Source organism: Pseudomonas batumici (assembly GCF_036585405.1).
Classification (GTDB): domain Bacteria; phylum Pseudomonadota; class Gammaproteobacteria; order Pseudomonadales; family Pseudomonadaceae; genus Aquipseudomonas; species Aquipseudomonas batumici.
In genome coordinates, this window is record NZ_CP144470.1 from 4335330 (window position 1) to 4349874 (window position 14545).

Here is a 14545-nt window from a genome sequence, read left to right on the forward strand (position 1 = left end):
GTCAGGCCCCCATCACCTCGCGGATATCTGCCGCCAGTTCCCGAACCCGCGCTTCCTCGGTGTCCCACGAGCACATGAAGCGCGCGCCGCCCTTGCCGATGAAGGTGTAGAAACGCCAGCCCCTGGCGGTCAGCGCGGCGATGGCCGGTTCCGAGAGTTGCAGGAACACGCCGTTGGCTTCCACCGGGAACATCAGTTCCACGCCGGGAATGTCCTTGACCAGGTTGCTGAGCAGCTGCGCGCAATGGTTGGCGTGGCGGGCGTGCTTGAGCCAGGCGTGGTTTTCCAGCAGGCCGACCCAGGGCGCCGAGAGAAAGCGCATTTTCGAGGCCAACTGCCCGGCCTGCTTGCAGCGATAGTCGAAATCCACCGCCAGGTCGCGGTTGAAGAACAGGATCGCTTCACCCACTGCCATGCCGTTTTTCGTGCCGCCGAAGCACAGCACGTCGACGCCGGCCTTCCAGGTCAGCTCCGCCGGGGTGCAGCCGAGGAAGGCGCAGGCGTTGGAGAAGCGCGCGCCGTCCATGTGCAGGTTCAGGCCCAGTTCCTTGCAGGTGGCACTGATGGCGCGGATTTCGTCCGGGGTGTAGACACTGCCGACCTCGGTGGCCTGGGTCAGGGTCACCACGCGGGCTTTGGGGAAGTGGATGTCCTGGCGCTTGAGGGCGATTTCGCGGATCGTGTCGGGGGTCAGCTTGCCGTTTTCGGTGCGCGCGGTGAGCAGCTTGGAGCCGTTGGAGAAAAACTCCGGCGCGCCGCATTCGTCGGTCTCGACGTGGGCGGTCTCCGAGCAGATCACGCTGTGATAGCTCTGGCACAGCGACGACAGGGCCAGGGAGTTGGCCGCGGTGCCGTTGAAGGCGAAGAACACTTCGCTGTCGGTTTCGAACAGCTCGCGGAAGCCGTCGGCGGCGCGCTGGGTCCATTCGTCTTCGCCGTAGGCACGCTGGTGGCCGTGATTGGCCTGTTCCATGGCGGCCCAGGCTTCGGGGCAGATACCGGAGTAGTTGTCGCTGGCGAATTGTTGGCTCTTGTCGGTCATGGCCCGCTCCTTGTGAACGATTATGGTGCGCACTGTAACCAGAATTGGCGGCAGCGCACAGGCACAGAAAACCTCTACCTGATGTGCACAGATCCCTTGTGGCGAGCGGGCTTGCCCGCGCTGGGGCGCGAAGCGGCCCTAAAACCGGCGAACGAGATCTATCAGGTAGACCGAGATGACCGGTTTTACGACTGCTTCGCAGCTGAGCGCGGCGGTGCGGCGTTCCGACAAGCCCGCTCGCCACAGGTTTGCGCCACTTTTCTCTTCGATTATCTCAGCGCGCCAGGCCATGTCGTAAACGCACCTTTGCGTGGCGTCCATAGGCATTTGATCGGTCTGCGTCGGCCATACCATCGCATCAAAGGGCACTGCCGCACGGCAAAGGCCTCACCGAGACGAATGGCGCACCGCCGCCGCTGGGAGAGACGCGATGTTCAGCAAGCAAGACCAGATCCAGGGTTATGACGATGCACTGATGGCGGCCATGAATGCCGAGGAGCAGCGTCAGGAAGATCACATCGAGCTGATCGCGTCGGAAAACTACACCAGCAAGCGCGTCATGCAGGCCCAGGGCAGCGGCCTGACCAACAAATACGCCGAAGGCTATCCGGGCAAGCGCTACTACGGTGGCTGCGAGCACGTGGACAAGGTCGAGGCCCTGGCCATCGAGCGCGCCAAGCAACTGTTCGGCGCCGATTACGCCAACGTCCAGCCGCACTCCGGCTCCTCGGCCAACGGCGCCGTGTACCTGGCCCTGCTGCAGGCCGGCGACACCATCCTGGGCATGAGCCTGGCCCATGGCGGTCACCTGACCCACGGTGCCAAGGTGTCGTCCTCGGGCAAGCTGTACAACGCCGTTCAATACGGGATCGACACCGCGACCGGCCTGATCGACTACGATGAAGTCGAGCGCCTGGCGGTCGAGCACAAACCGAAGATGATCGTCGCCGGTTTCTCGGCCTACTCGAAAACCCTTGATTTCCCACGCTTCCGTCAGATCGCCGACAAGGTCGGTGCGCTGCTGTTCGTCGACATGGCCCACGTTGCCGGGCTGGTCGCTGCTGGCCTCTACCCGAACCCGATCCCATTCGCCGACGTGGTCACCACCACCACCCACAAGACCCTGCGCGGTCCGCGTGGCGGCCTGATCCTGGCCAAGGCCAACGAAGAGATCGAGAAGAAACTCAACGCCGCGGTGTTCCCGGGCGCCCAGGGCGGCCCGCTGATGCACGTGATCGCCGCCAAGGCCGTGTGCTTCAAGGAAGCGCTGGAGCCGGGCTTCAAGGTCTATCAGCAGCAAGTGATCGATAACGCCCAGGCGATGGCGGGCGTATTTATCAAACGTGGCTACGATGTAGTGTCCGGCGGTACCGACAACCACCTGTTCCTGGTCAGCCTGATCCGTCAGGGCCTGACCGGCAAGGAGGCCGATGCCGCCCTGGGCCGTGCCCATATCACCGTGAACAAGAACGCCGTGCCGAACGACCCGCAGTCGCCGTTCGTCACTTCGGGTCTGCGCATCGGTACCCCGGCCGTCACCACCCGTGGGTTCAAGGTGACCCAGTGTGTCGAACTGGCCGGTTGGATCTGCGACATCCTCGACAACCTCGGCGATGCCGATGTCGAAGCGAACGTCGCCAAGCACGTGGCAGCCCTGTGCGCGGACTTCCCGGTTTATCGCTGAGAGCGGTTTTGGAGTAAATGACTATGCAACGCTATTCGGGCTTCGGCCTCTTCAAGCACTCTCTCAGTCACCACGAAAACTGGCAGAGAATGTGGCGCACGCCGACCCCGAAAAAGGTCTATGACGTGGTCATCGTCGGCGGCGGCGGGCATGGCCTGGCGACCGCCTACTACCTGGCCAAGGAGCACGGCATCACCAACGTGGCCGTGGTCGAGAAGGGCTGGCTGGGCGGCGGTAACACCGCGCGCAACACCACCATCGTGCGTTCCAACTACCTGTGGGACGAGTCGGCGCACCTGTACGAACACGCGATGAAATTGTGGGAAGGCCTGTCCCAGGACCTGAACTACAACGTGATGTTCTCCCAGCGTGGCGTCTACAACCTCTGCCACACCCTGCAGGACATCCGTGATTCCGAGCGTCGGGTCAGCGCCAACCGCCTCAACGGCGTCGACGGCGAACTGCTCAACGCCCAGCAGGTGGCGGACGAGATTCCGTACCTGGACTGCTCGAAGAACACCCGCTACCCGGTGATGGGCGCCACCGTCCAGCGTCGCGGCGGCGTGGCCCGTCACGATGCCGTGGCCTGGGGCTTCGCCCGTGCGGCCGACGCCCTGGGCGTGGACCTGATCCAGCAGACCGAAGTGATCGGTTTCCGCAAGGAAAACGGCGTGTGCATCGGTGTCGAAACCAACAAGGGCTTCATCGGCGCCAAGCGCGTCGGCGTGGTCACCGCCGGTAACTCCGGGCACATGGCCAAGCTGGCGGGCTTCCGCCTGCCGGTCGAATCGCACCCGCTGCAAGCGCTGGTGTCCGAACCGATCAAGCCGATCATCGACAGTGTGATCATGTCCAACGCCGTGCACGGCTACATCAGCCAGTCCGACAAGGGCGACCTGGTGATCGGTGCCGGTATCGACGGCTACAACGGCTACGGCCAGCGTGGTTCGTACCCGGTGATCGAGCACACCATCCAGGCCATCGTCGAGATGTTCCCGGTGCTGTCCCGCGTGCGCATGAACCGCCAGTGGGGCGGCATCGTCGACACCACTCCGGACGCCTGCCCGATCATTTCGAAAACCCCGGTACCGAACATGTTCTTCAACTGCGGTTGGGGTACCGGCGGCTTCAAGGCCACCCCGGGTTCAGGCAACGTGTTTGCCGCGAGCCTGGCCAAGGGTGAAATGCACCCGTTGGCCGCTCCTTTCTCCATCGACCGCTTCCACAGCGGTGCGTTGATCGACGAACACGGTGCTGCTGCGGTCGCCCACTAACAGGAGAAATCCCTATGTTGCATATCTTCTGTCCTCATTGCGGCGAGCTGCGCTCCGAAGAGGAATTCCACGCTTCCGGCCAGGCGCATATCCCGCGTCCCCTGGACCCGAACACCTGCACCGACGAGCAGTGGGGCGACTACATGTTCTTCCGCGACAACCCGCGCGGCCTGCACCACGAGCTGTGGGACCACGTCGCCGGTTGCCGCCAGTATTTCAACGTGACCCGCGACACCGTCACCTACGAGATCCTGGAAACCTACAAGATTGGCGAGAAGCCGCAATTCACCGCTAAAGCAGAGAGTTCGAAAGTGCCCGGCGCGGCTGTGGGAGAGAAGGTATGAGCCAGGTCAATCGCCTGTCCAACGGTGGTCGGATCGACCGCAACAAAGTCTTGAGCTTCACCTTCAACGGCCAGGTCTACAAGGGCTTTGAAGGCGACACCCTGGCCGCCGCGTTGCTGGCCAACGGGGTCGATATCGTCGGCCGCAGCTTCAAGTATTCCCGCCCACGGGGCATTTTCGCCGCCGGTGCCGAAGAGCCGAACGCGGTGCTGCAGATCGGCGCCACCGAAGCGACCCAGATTCCTAACGTGCGCGCCACCCAGCAAGCGCTGTATCAGGGCCTGGTGGCCACCAGCACCAACGGCTGGCCGAGCGTCAACAACGACATGATGGGGATTCTCGGCAAGGTCGGCGGCAAGCTGATGCCACCGGGTTTCTACTACAAGACCTTCATGTATCCGCAGTCGTTCTGGATGACCTACGAGAAGTACATCCGCAAGGCCGCCGGCCTGGGTCGCTCGCCGACCGAGAACGATCCGGACACCTACGACTACATGAACCAGCACTGCGACGTGCTGATCGTCGGTGCCGGCCCTGCCGGCCTGGCCGCCGCACTGGCCGCCGCGCGCAGCGGTGCCCGGGTGATCCTCGCCGATGAACAGGAAGAGTTCGGCGGCAGCCTGCTCGACTCCCGCGAAAGCCTCGACGGCAAGCCGGCGGCCGAATGGATCGCCAGCGTCATCGCCGAATTGAAAGGCCTGCCGGACGTGCTGTTGCTGCCTCGTGCCACTGTCAACGGCTACCACGACCACAACTTCCTGACCATTCACGAACGCCTCACCGACCACCTCGGTGATCGCGCGCCGATCGGCCAGGTCCGCCAGCGTATCCACCGGGTCCGCGCCAAGCGCGTGGTCCTGGCCACCGGTGCCCACGAGCGTCCGCTGGTCTACGGCAACAACGACGTGCCGGGCAACATGCTGGCCGGTGCCGTGTCCACCTACGTCCGTCGTTACGGCGTGGCCCCGGGCAAGAAACTGGTGCTGAGCACCAACAACGATCACGCCTACCGCGTGGCCCTGGACTGGCTCGATGCCAGCCTGCAGGTGGTTGCCATCGCCGATGCCCGCAGCAACCCACGGGGTGCGCTGGTGGAAGAGGCGCGCGCCAAGGGTATTCGCATCCTCACCGGCAGCGCCGTGATCGAAGCCCGTGGCAGCAAGCACGTGACCGCGGCGCGGGTCGCCGCCATCGACGTCCGCGCCCATAAAGTCACCAGCCCCGGCGAATGGCTGGAGTGCGACCTGGTAGCCAGCTCCGGCGGCTACAGCCCGGTGGTGCACCTGGCCTCGCACCTGGGCGGCAAGCCGACCTGGCGTGAAGACATTCTCGGTTTCGTGCCGGGCGAAGCACCGCAGAAACGCGTGTGCGTCGGCGGCATCAATGGCGTCTACGGTCTGGCCGATACCCTGGCTGACGGTTTTGAAGGCGGCGTTCGCGCGGCCAGCGAAGCCGGTTTCAAGGCTGTCGAAGGCGTGTTGCCCAAGGCTTTGTCCCGTGTGGAAGAACCGACCCTGGCGCTGTTCCAGGTGCCCCATGAAAAAGCCACTGCCCGGGCGCCGAAGCAATTCGTCGACCTGCAGAACGACGTCACCGCCGCCGCCATCGAACTGGCGACCCGCGAGGGCTTCGAGTCGGTCGAACACGTCAAGCGCTACACCGCGCTGGGCTTCGGTACCGACCAGGGCAAGCTGGGCAACGTCAACGGCCTGGCCATCGCCGCCCGTTCGCTGAACGTGACCATCCCGCAGATGGGCACCACCATGTTCCGTCCGAACTACACGCCGATCACCTTCGGCGCGGTGGCCGGCCGTCACTGTGGGCATATCTTCGAGCCGGTGCGCTACACCGCCTTGCAGGCCTGGCATGTGAAGCAGGGCGCCAAGTTCGAGGACGTCGGCCAGTGGAAACGTCCCTGGTACTTCCCGCGCAACGGCGAAGACCTGCATGCGGCGGTCAAGCGTGAGTGCAAGGCCGTGCGCGACAGCGTCGGCCTGCTCGACGCCTCGACCCTGGGCAAGATCGACATCCAGGGCCCGGATGCCCGCGAGTTCCTCAACCGCGTGTACACCAACGCCTGGACCAAGCTCGATGTGGGCAAGGCCCGCTACGGCCTGATGTGCAAGGAAGACGGTATGGTTTTCGACGACGGCGTGACCGCCTGTCTGGCCGACAACCACTTCATGATGACCACCACCACCGGCGGCGCGGCCCGCGTACTGCAGTGGCTGGAGCTGTACCACCAGACCGAATGGCCGAACATGAAGGTGTACTTCACCTCCGTGACCGACCACTGGGCGACCATGACCCTGTCCGGACCGAACAGCCGCAAGCTGCTCAGCGAAGTCACCGACATCGACCTGGACAAGGACGGGTTCCCGTTCATGACCTGGAAAGAAGGTCTGGTCGGCGGTGTACCGGCGCGGGTGTTCCGGATTTCCTTTACCGGCGAGCTGTCCTACGAGGTCAACGTCCAGGCCGACTACGCCATGGGTGTGCTGGAGAAGATCGTCGAGGCCGGCAAGAAATACAACCTGACCCCGTACGGCACCGAGACCATGCACGTGCTGCGGGCCGAGAAGGGCTTCATCATCGTCGGCCAGGACACCGACGGCTCGATGACCCCGGACGACCTGAACATGGGCTGGTGCGTGGGCCGGACCAAGCCGTTCTCCTGGATCGGCTGGCGCGGGATGAACCGCGAAGACTGCGTGCGTGAAGAGCGCAAGCAGTTGGTCGGGCTCAAGCCGATCGATCCGACCAAGTGGCTGCCGGAAGGTGCGCAACTGGTGTTCGACACCAAGCAGTCGATCCCGATGAAGATGGTCGGTCACGTGACCTCCAGCTATGCCCACAACTCCCTTGGCTATTCGTTTGCCATGGCGGTGGTCAAGGGCGGCCTGAAGCGTATGGGCGAGCGGGTGTTCGCACCCTTGGCCGACGGCAGCGTGATCGAGGCGGAAATCGTTTCTTCGGTGTTCTTCGATCCGAAGGGCGATCGCCAGAACATCTGACAACGGGATCGAGGTTGGACGCGGACCCTGGTAGGCGCCGGCTTGCCGGCGATGACGGCAGGACAGTCACTACAGGGTCTGCGCACAACTGCAAAGACAGCATTCAACACAGGTGTTTCACATGACCACAGCCAACGTTTACCAACAACGCCCGACTTCCGGGGCCAAGGCCGAGTCGTCGTTGCACCATGCCGACCTCGCCAGCCTGGTGGGCAAGGGCCGCAAGAACGCCGGTGTCACCGTGCGGGAAAAGAAACTGCTCGGTCACCTGACCATTCGTGGCGACGGCCATGACGCGGCCTTTGCCGCCGGCGTGCACAAGGCACTCGGCCTGGAACTGCCCGTGGCGCTGACCGTGGTCGCCAAGGGCGACACCAGCCTGCAATGGCTCGGCCCCGACGAGTGGCTGCTGATCGTCCCGAGCGGCGAAGAGTTCGCTGCCGAGAAGGCCCTGCGCGAGGCCCTGGGCGACCTGCATATCGCCATCGTCAACGTCAGCGGCGGCCAGCAATTGCTGGAACTGAGCGGGCCGAAGGTCCGTGAAGTGCTGAAGAAGTCCACCAGCTATGACGTGCACCCGAACAACTTCCCGGTGGGCAAGGCCGTGGGCACGGTGTTCGCCAAGTCGCAACTGATGATCCGCCATACCGCCGAAGACACCTGGGAGCTGGTGATTCGTCGCAGCTTCTCGGATTACTGGTGGCTGTGGCTGCAGGATGCGGCGGCGGAGTACGGGCTGAACGTCCAGGCCTGAGGCAACACGCGGACTCCATGTGGCGAGGGGGCAAGCCCCCTCGCCACAGGTTTTGTACCGCACAGCTATTCACGAACAGGAGTCAAGCTATGAGCCGCGCCCCCGATACATGGATTTTGACCGCCGACTGCCCCAGCGTGCTCGGCACGGTGGATGTGGTGACCCGCTACCTGTTCGAGCAGGGCTGCTATGTCACCGAGCACCATTCGTTCGATGACCGCCTCTCGGGGCGTTTCTTCATTCGCGTGGAGTTTCGCCAGCCCGACGGTTTCGACGAACTGGCCTTCCGCGCCGGCCTGGCCGAACGCGGCGAGACCTTCGGCATGCTGTTCGAACTGACCCCGCCGAACTATCGGCCGAAAGTGGTGATCATGGTCTCCAAGGCCGATCACTGCCTCAACGACCTGCTCTATCGCCAGCGCATCGGCCAATTGTCCATGGACGTGGCCGCCGTGGTGTCCAACCACCCGGACCTCAAGCCCCTGGCCGACTGGCACCAGATTCCCTACTACCATTTCCCGCTGGACCCCAACGACAAACCGGCCCAGGAGCGGCAGGTCTGGCAGGTGATCGAGGAGTCCGGCGCCGAGCTGGTGATTCTTGCCCGCTACATGCAGGTGCTCTCGCCCGAGCTGTGCCGCAAGCTCGACGGCAAGGCCATCAACATTCACCACTCGTTGCTGCCCGGTTTCAAGGGCGCCAAGCCCTATCACCAGGCCTACAACAAGGGCGTGAAACTGGTGGGGGCCACCGCGCACTACATCAACAACGACCTGGACGAAGGCCCGATCATCGCCCAGGGCGTGGAGGCGGTGGACCACAGTCACTACCCCGAGGACCTGATCGCCAAGGGCCGGGATATCGAAGGGCTGACCCTGGCCCGGGCGGTGGGTTATCACATTGAACGGCGGGTCTTCCTGAACGCCAACAGAACAGTCGTTCTCTAAGTTTTTTGCTGCCCGCAAGAACAACGCAACAACCACAGGCAATAACCCGAGCAATTTACGCGTTGCCCCCTGGCGACGCGTCGCTACATAAAAACAACAGCGAGGTGAAAGCATGTCTGGCAATCGTGGTGTGGTGTATCTCGGCAATGGCAAGGTCGAGGTGCAGAAAATCGACTATCCGAAAATGCAGGACCCGCGCGGCAGGAAGATCGAGCACGGTGTCATCCTGCGCGTTGTCTCCACCAACATCTGCGGCTCGGACCAACACATGGTCCGTGGTCGCACCACCGCCCAGGTCGGCCTGGTCCTGGGCCATGAAATCACCGGTGAAGTGGTCGAGAAGGGCAGTGACGTCGAGAACCTGAAACTCGGCGACCTGGTCTCGGTACCGTTCAACGTGGCTTGCGGGCGCTGCCGTTCCTGCAAGGAACAACACACCGGCGTCTGCCTGACCGTCAACCCGGCCCGTGCCGGCGGTGCCTACGGTTATGTCGACATGGGCGACTGGACCGGCGGCCAGGCCGAATACGTACTGGTGCCATACGCCGACTTCAACCTGCTCAAGCTGCCGGATCGCGACAAGGCCATGGAGAAGATCCGCGACCTGACCTGCCTCTCCGACATCCTGCCCACCGGCTACCACGGTGCGGTCACCGCGGGCGTTGGCCCGGGCAGCAGCGTGTACATCGCCGGTGCCGGCCCGGTCGGCCTCGCGGCAGCGGCTTCGGCCCGCCTGCTGGGTGCGGCGGTGGTGATCGTCGGTGACGTCAACCCGATCCGCCTGGCTCACGCCAAGGCCCAGGGTTTTGAAATCGCCGACCTGTCCAAGGACACCCCGCTGCACGAACAGATCGCCGCACTGCTGGGCGAGCCGGAAGTGGACTGCGCCGTCGATGCGGTGGGCTTCGAAGCCCGTGGTCACGGTCATGAAGGCGTGAAGCACGAGGCCCCGGCCACCGTGCTCAACTCGCTGATGGGCGTGGTCCGCGTGGCGGGCAAGATCGGTATTCCTGGCCTGTACGTGACCGAGGATCCGGGTGCAGTGGACGCCGCCGCGAAAATCGGCAGCCTGAGCATCCGCTTCGGTCTCGGTTGGGCCAAGTCCCACAGCTTCCACACCGGCCAGACCCCGGTGATGAAGTACAACCGCCAGCTGATGCAGGCGATCATGTGGGATCGGATCAATATCGCCGAGATCGTCGGTGTCCAGGTCATCAGCCTGGATGACGCGCCGAAAGGCTACGGCGAGTTCGACGCCGGCGTACCGAAGAAATTCGTGATTGACCCGCACAAGCTGTTCAGTGCGGCGTAAGCAGTAAAGGGCAAGACGGAAAAAGGGCGACTTCGGTCGCCCTTTTTAATGGGTGAAATTCAGCGATCAGGCCCGCAGCCGCCAACCCAGTACATCCATCAGGTCGCAGCCATCGCGCATGACCATCGCGGGGACCTGGAGAATGTGTTGGAAGTCGATGTCATTGGCGTTGTGCAGTTCGATGCGGGACAGCGATTCGAGCATTTGCGTCGCTGCGAGGAAGCGGGCGGCGGCGTTGGCGTGGAGCACGTCGGTCGGGCTTTCGGCGTCGATCAACAGGCTGGGGATCAGGCAGTCGATGGCGGTTAACGGTATGTATCGGCTCATGCGCAGTACCTCTTTTCAGTCGGTATGAGGCCACCACTCATCCGTCGCCAAACGAACGGGTGGCAGCTGTACGCAGGTTGGCGAACCGGGCATGAACCAAACCGGCAGACCCGAAGGTCTCCCGCGCACAGCCGCCATAAAGCGACTTTGCGGGTGCGAAGATACCTGCAAACAAGCACAGGGCTTTCGCACAGTTCAATTCTCGGGTCGCCAAACCCGTATCGCCAATAAGGGCGACCGGCGGACTATAAGCCGCAGGCTTCTGAGGAAGCAAGGTGCTGATGAGAGGGCAGATGTAAGCGTTCGTGTATGGCTAAGGAGGCAAGCGCCAAGGCCTGTCAGCCAAGGTTGAACATGGGCCTTCAGGGCGACGATTCAGAAACAGTCTCTGCTTGCTCCTGACACTTGGCTACTGGCAGAAGTATCAGGTTTTTTGCAGGGGCAGGGTTCAATGAACGCGGATGTCATATGCCAGTAGGGATTGCCGAATGCCCTTTATTTGAGATGTTGGGCACTTTCTCAGGGGGGACAGGCTCGTCTGCTCAGCGCCAACGCCAGCTCGTGGGGAAACAACGGAGCCCGGCTCTGGTCTCTCGGAAGCTGCCTGAACGGATCGAGTGGAAGGTTTTTTAATGGCGAAGAGGTTTCTGAAATTTTTCCCGATCTCGGACCTGGGCTTGGCTGCACTCAAGATATTTTTCACACCCAACGTCAATCTGGCGGTCAGTCCCAGTATCGAAATACCGGCTCCAGCTATCGCCAGGATCTGGCCGGCCGTTTTCGTCTCCTTGTTGCCCGCCAACTGCATCACCACGCCCGTGATGGACAGGGGCACCGCGATCAGGCTTGCGCGCGCGGCCCAGATCGAAGGGCTGGTGCGGGCGGGTGTGTTGAAGATGGCCACCTTGAAATTGAGCATTGACGTCGCGATCGAAAGGACAGAGGGCAGCCACTCGGCAAATTGTCCGGTCGGGTCGACCCTGTTCAGAGGATCGCCCAGCCCATAGGCATAAGCATTGACCCCTCCCTTTCCAAACGGACTCAGCCGATCCGGACTATTGAATCGCATCAGGACTGTATTGAACGCTCGATGGCCGTTGCCCAATAAATAATGTCCAGTCACCGGATCCGCCCGTTCGCCGTTGAACCCCAGCAAACTCAGCGAGCCGTTTGTCAGTGCATGATGGCCGTAGGGGCTATAGGCGATGGCTTGGCGTTGTGTCTTGTCCAGGGCTTGGAGGGCGGAGCGTTGCTGATTGGTCGCCAGCAAGGTGGTGTCGGTTGTTGTCCCCTGACGCCGTTGTTGGGCCAACAGCAGGTCTTCTTGCTGGAAAATTGAGTGGCTGATTGCCCCGTGGATCTCGGTGGCCAGGCGGTCTTTCTGGTAGAAGCGCTGCTGGTGCGGCAGGGCGGTCGGTGTACACGTCACCAGCCGGTCGAGTGGGTCGTAGCGGTACTGGATCAGCAGGGTGCGTGGTGATGGCATGGCGATGGGTATCAGAGCGACCCGAGGTCTCTGGGCATAGTTTCCGCGCATGGTCAGGGTTTGCCTACTGACAGAACTATCAGGTTCTTACTTGCGTTCTCGCCGAGCCGCGAGCCTTGGCGCTCAAAGCGCTGCCAGCGGCCCTTGGTACAACACCGGTCCGGTCGGCTGCCCAGTCGGCGAGCCACCCGCCGGCTCAAGGCTGACCGCCAGGACCACCGAGGTGCCGAGCAAGGCCTTATGCGCTTCGCTCAACTCGACCCGTCCCTTGCCTTCCTTCGGCACCAGCCCCAGGGACACCGGCTTGCCATCCACTGGAATTGCCCACAGTTCCAGGCTGCGGTCGGCCTGCACCGCCGCCAGGGTCAGCGGCTCCACTTGCAGGTACTCGGTATGGGCCTTGATTCGTAATGCCGGGGTTTGCGTTCCGCTGAGTAGGGTCGCGCTGGCGCTCACCGGGTCGTGGTTATAGAGCGCGCCCAGGGCCACGATCAGCACCAGTGAAAAGGCCGCCGCCAGGACCCGAAGCTTGTTCCAGAACGGCCGCCGCTCGGGCAGGTGCAGCCGTTGCGGATCGATCCGCGCCACAATGCCTTGCCACACACGATCCGGTACCGGCTGGTCGGGCACGGATTCGGTCAGGGCCATCAGGTTTTCCTGCCATTCGGCGACCTGGGCGCGCAGCTTGGCGTCATCACGCATCAACTCTTCGAAGCGCCGACGCGCGGCCTTGGACATCAGGCCGATGGCGTAGTCGGCAGCCAGGGCACGACGCAGGCGGGGGTTCTGGTAGTTCATGATTCAAGGCACCTGCGCAGGCGTTCCATGCCGCGACGTATCCAGGATTTGACCGAGCCCAGCGGCGCGGGCAGCTGTTCGGCCAGCTCCGCGTAGGACAGGCCATGGAAGTAGGCCAGGGTGATCGACTGGCGTTGCGGGTCCTCCAGGGTTTCCAGGCAACGGTTCAGGGCACTGGACTGGCGGGCGCTGTCGAGCAGTTCTTGGGCCGATGGGCTGTCGTCGGCCAGGCGCTCCGCCTGCCGATCGTCCAGGGGCACTTCGCGGAGCCTGCGCAACTGGTCGATGGCCCGGTTGCGGGTGATGTTGACCATCCAGGTCATCGGCGCCGAAAGGTGGGCCTCGTAGCGCGAAGCGTTGTTCCAGATACGGACGAAGCTTTCCTGGAGGACTTCCTCGGCCAGGTCCGCACGGCCCAGGCACCGCAGGGCCACGCCGTGCAGGCGTGGGGCGACGCTGCGATACAGCGTCTCGAATGCGCGGCGGTTGCCCAGCGAACACTGGGCCAACAGCTGCCTGAGTTGTTCGGCGTCGGCGGTGGAAATGGCTGTTCTCCAGTCAATCAAAAGACGATGAATGGGCCGCGCTTTGCGCTCGTTGCCGGCTGAGGGTAGTTCACGGCAGGCAGTTGTTCCATTCATGGGGGCCTTCCGGGCGGCACGGCCGTTGTAGGAGCCAGCTTGCTGGCGATGGCGGTCAACGATCACACGGGGCGCCTGAAACACCCCGGCGTCCTTGAGTTCATCGCCGGCAAGCCGGCTCCTACAGTAGGGTGGGAGCGGCGGCGGGGCCGGGTTCAGCCTTTGGGCAGCAGCACCTTGTCGATCACCTGGATCACGCCGTTGGATTGCATGACGTCGTAGGTGGTGATGTCGGCGGTGGTGCCTTTCTCATCCTTGATCACGATGTTGTGCGGGCCGTTCATCATCGCCCACAGCTTGCCACCGGCCACGGTGGTCAGTTCGGTCTTGCCGCCGCCGGCCTTGATGCGCTTGGCCAGCTCGGCCATGTCCAGTCTTCCGGCCACCACGTGATAGGTGAGGATGTGGCTCAGGGTGCCTTTGTTTTCCGGCTTGAGCAGGTTGTCGACGGTGCCGGCGGGCAGGGCGGCAAAGGCGGCGTTGACGGGGGCGAAGACGGTGAACGGGCCTTGGCCCTTGAGGGTGGTGACCAGCCCGGCGGCCTTCACGGCGGTGACCAGGGTGGTGTGGTCGGCGGAGTTGACCGCGTTGTCGATGATGTCCTTGCTCGGCAGCATGCTTTGCCCGCCGACCGTCACGCTGTCGTGGTCCATGCTCATGCTCGCCGCCTCGGCCAGGCCGCCGAACAAGGCAAGGGTCAGCAGGCTGGCAATCAGGGGGGCTTTGATCGAAGTGCGTTTCATGATGAGGAATCCTTGTCGCTGTGAAGTCGGCCAGGGAGTCTGGCCGTGCTTGATATACGCAAGGGGGAGGGAATCGGATGCACCGGGCGCACATTCTTTTTACAGACCCGGTGAGAGGATTCGGTGGATGCGGAACAAGTCCGGTTTTTTTGACTCCAACGACCAGTGTTCGACACGTG

At 63.2% G+C, this 14545-nt stretch carries 13 protein-coding genes; 7 read left to right on the forward strand and 6 right to left on the reverse strand.

The features are described from left to right. Window position 1 precedes the first annotated feature (1 nt). Window positions 2-1042 (reverse strand): low specificity L-threonine aldolase, encoded by a 1041-nt coding sequence (locus NUH87_RS19610; RefSeq protein WP_338522345.1) that lies wholly within the window; start codon window positions 1040-1042, stop codon window positions 2-4. A gap of 430 nt (window positions 1043-1472) precedes the next feature. On the opposite strand from NUH87_RS19610, the gene NUH87_RS19615 reads away from it, so the two are divergent. The 7 genes from NUH87_RS19615 (at window position 1473) to fdhA (ending at window position 10371) form a co-directional block, all read left to right on the forward strand. Beyond that, entirely contained in the window at window positions 1473-2726 is a 1254-nt protein-coding gene (locus NUH87_RS19615; protein ID WP_040071339.1) for a serine hydroxymethyltransferase, read from the forward strand. A gap of 23 nt (window positions 2727-2749) precedes the next feature. Next, complete coding sequence (locus NUH87_RS19620) at window positions 2750-4000, forward strand: sarcosine oxidase subunit beta (RefSeq protein WP_040071338.1); 1251 nt, start codon at window positions 2750-2752, stop codon at window positions 3998-4000. Window positions 4001-4014: 14 nt separating this feature from the next. Next, the gene (locus NUH87_RS19625; protein ID WP_040071336.1) at window positions 4015-4344 is read left to right on the forward strand and encodes a sarcosine oxidase subunit delta; all 330 of its coding nucleotides are present in this window, start codon (window positions 4015-4017) and stop codon (window positions 4342-4344) included. Next, window positions 4341-7358, forward strand: coding sequence for a sarcosine oxidase subunit alpha (locus tag NUH87_RS19630; RefSeq protein WP_338522346.1), 3018 nt, complete (start codon window positions 4341-4343; stop codon window positions 7356-7358). Before NUH87_RS19625 ends, NUH87_RS19630 begins: the two co-directional genes overlap by 4 nt. 121 nt (window positions 7359-7479) lie before the next feature. Continuing rightward, the gene (locus NUH87_RS19635) at window positions 7480-8112 is read left to right on the forward strand and encodes a sarcosine oxidase subunit gamma (RefSeq protein ID WP_338522347.1); all 633 of its coding nucleotides are present in this window, start codon (window positions 7480-7482) and stop codon (window positions 8110-8112) included. 89 nt (window positions 8113-8201) lie between these two features. Then, window positions 8202-9059: a formyltetrahydrofolate deformylase gene (gene purU, locus NUH87_RS19640; RefSeq protein WP_040071333.1), complete on the forward strand. Its 858-nt coding sequence runs from the start codon at window positions 8202-8204 to the stop codon at window positions 9057-9059. 112 nt (window positions 9060-9171) lie between these two features. After that, the gene (gene fdhA, locus NUH87_RS19645) at window positions 9172-10371 is read left to right on the forward strand and encodes a formaldehyde dehydrogenase, glutathione-independent (protein ID WP_040071332.1); all 1200 of its coding nucleotides are present in this window, start codon (window positions 9172-9174) and stop codon (window positions 10369-10371) included. A gap of 66 nt (window positions 10372-10437) precedes the next feature. Here the strand turns inward: fdhA and NUH87_RS19650 are convergent, their stop codons facing one another. From NUH87_RS19650 to NUH87_RS19670, 5 genes are all read right to left on the reverse strand, one after another. Next, complete coding sequence (locus NUH87_RS19650; protein ID WP_338522348.1) at window positions 10438-10698, reverse strand: short-chain dehydrogenase; 261 nt, start codon at window positions 10696-10698, stop codon at window positions 10438-10440. A gap of 448 nt (window positions 10699-11146) precedes the next feature. Further along, a complete protein-coding gene (locus NUH87_RS19655; protein WP_338522349.1) occupies window positions 11147-12184 on the reverse strand; it encodes an RHS repeat-associated core domain-containing protein in 1038 nt (345 codons plus the stop codon). A 123-nt stretch (window positions 12185-12307) separates the two neighbouring features. Beyond that, complete coding sequence (locus NUH87_RS19660) at window positions 12308-12982, reverse strand: anti-sigma factor (protein ID WP_338522350.1); 675 nt, start codon at window positions 12980-12982, stop codon at window positions 12308-12310. Then, window positions 12979-13623: a sigma-70 family RNA polymerase sigma factor gene (locus NUH87_RS19665; RefSeq protein ID WP_338522351.1), complete on the reverse strand. Its 645-nt coding sequence runs from the start codon at window positions 13621-13623 to the stop codon at window positions 12979-12981. The genes NUH87_RS19660 and NUH87_RS19665 overlap by 4 nt, the downstream gene beginning before the upstream one ends. Window positions 13624-13778: 155 nt before the next feature. Further along, window positions 13779-14366, reverse strand: coding sequence for a fasciclin domain-containing protein (locus NUH87_RS19670; RefSeq protein ID WP_338522352.1), 588 nt, complete (start codon window positions 14364-14366; stop codon window positions 13779-13781). Window positions 14367-14545: the final 179 nt, after the last annotated feature.

What these genes read in the sequence shown, in the direction of transcription:
- NUH87_RS19660 (WP_338522350.1), bottom strand. Translation starts at nt 12,982, where the DNA reads ATGAACTACCAGAACCCCCGCCTGCGTCGTGCCCTGGCTGCCGACTAC.
- purU (WP_040071333.1), top strand. Translation starts at nt 8,202, where the DNA reads ATGAGCCGCGCCCCCGATACATGGATTTTGACCGCCGACTGCCCCAGC.
- NUH87_RS19650 (WP_338522348.1), bottom strand. Translation starts at nt 10,698, where the DNA reads ATGAGCCGATACATACCGTTAACCGCCATCGACTGCCTGATCCCCAGC.
- NUH87_RS19610 (WP_338522345.1), bottom strand. Translation starts at nt 1,042, where the DNA reads ATGACCGACAAGAGCCAACAATTCGCCAGCGACAACTACTCCGGTATC.
- NUH87_RS19630 (WP_338522346.1), top strand. Translation starts at nt 4,341, where the DNA reads ATGAGCCAGGTCAATCGCCTGTCCAACGGTGGTCGGATCGACCGCAAC.
- fdhA (WP_040071332.1), top strand. Translation starts at nt 9,172, where the DNA reads ATGTCTGGCAATCGTGGTGTGGTGTATCTCGGCAATGGCAAGGTCGAG.
- NUH87_RS19625 (WP_040071336.1), top strand. Translation starts at nt 4,015, where the DNA reads ATGTTGCATATCTTCTGTCCTCATTGCGGCGAGCTGCGCTCCGAAGAG.
- NUH87_RS19670 (WP_338522352.1), bottom strand. Translation starts at nt 14,366, where the DNA reads ATGAAACGCACTTCGATCAAAGCCCCCCTGATTGCCAGCCTGCTGACC.
- NUH87_RS19620 (WP_040071338.1), top strand. Translation starts at nt 2,750, where the DNA reads ATGCAACGCTATTCGGGCTTCGGCCTCTTCAAGCACTCTCTCAGTCAC.
- NUH87_RS19665 (WP_338522351.1), bottom strand. Translation starts at nt 13,623, where the DNA reads ATGAATGGAACAACTGCCTGCCGTGAACTACCCTCAGCCGGCAACGAG.
- NUH87_RS19615 (WP_040071339.1), top strand. Translation starts at nt 1,473, where the DNA reads ATGTTCAGCAAGCAAGACCAGATCCAGGGTTATGACGATGCACTGATG.
- NUH87_RS19655 (WP_338522349.1), bottom strand. Translation starts at nt 12,184, where the DNA reads ATGCCATCACCACGCACCCTGCTGATCCAGTACCGCTACGACCCACTC.
- NUH87_RS19635 (WP_338522347.1), top strand. Translation starts at nt 7,480, where the DNA reads ATGACCACAGCCAACGTTTACCAACAACGCCCGACTTCCGGGGCCAAG.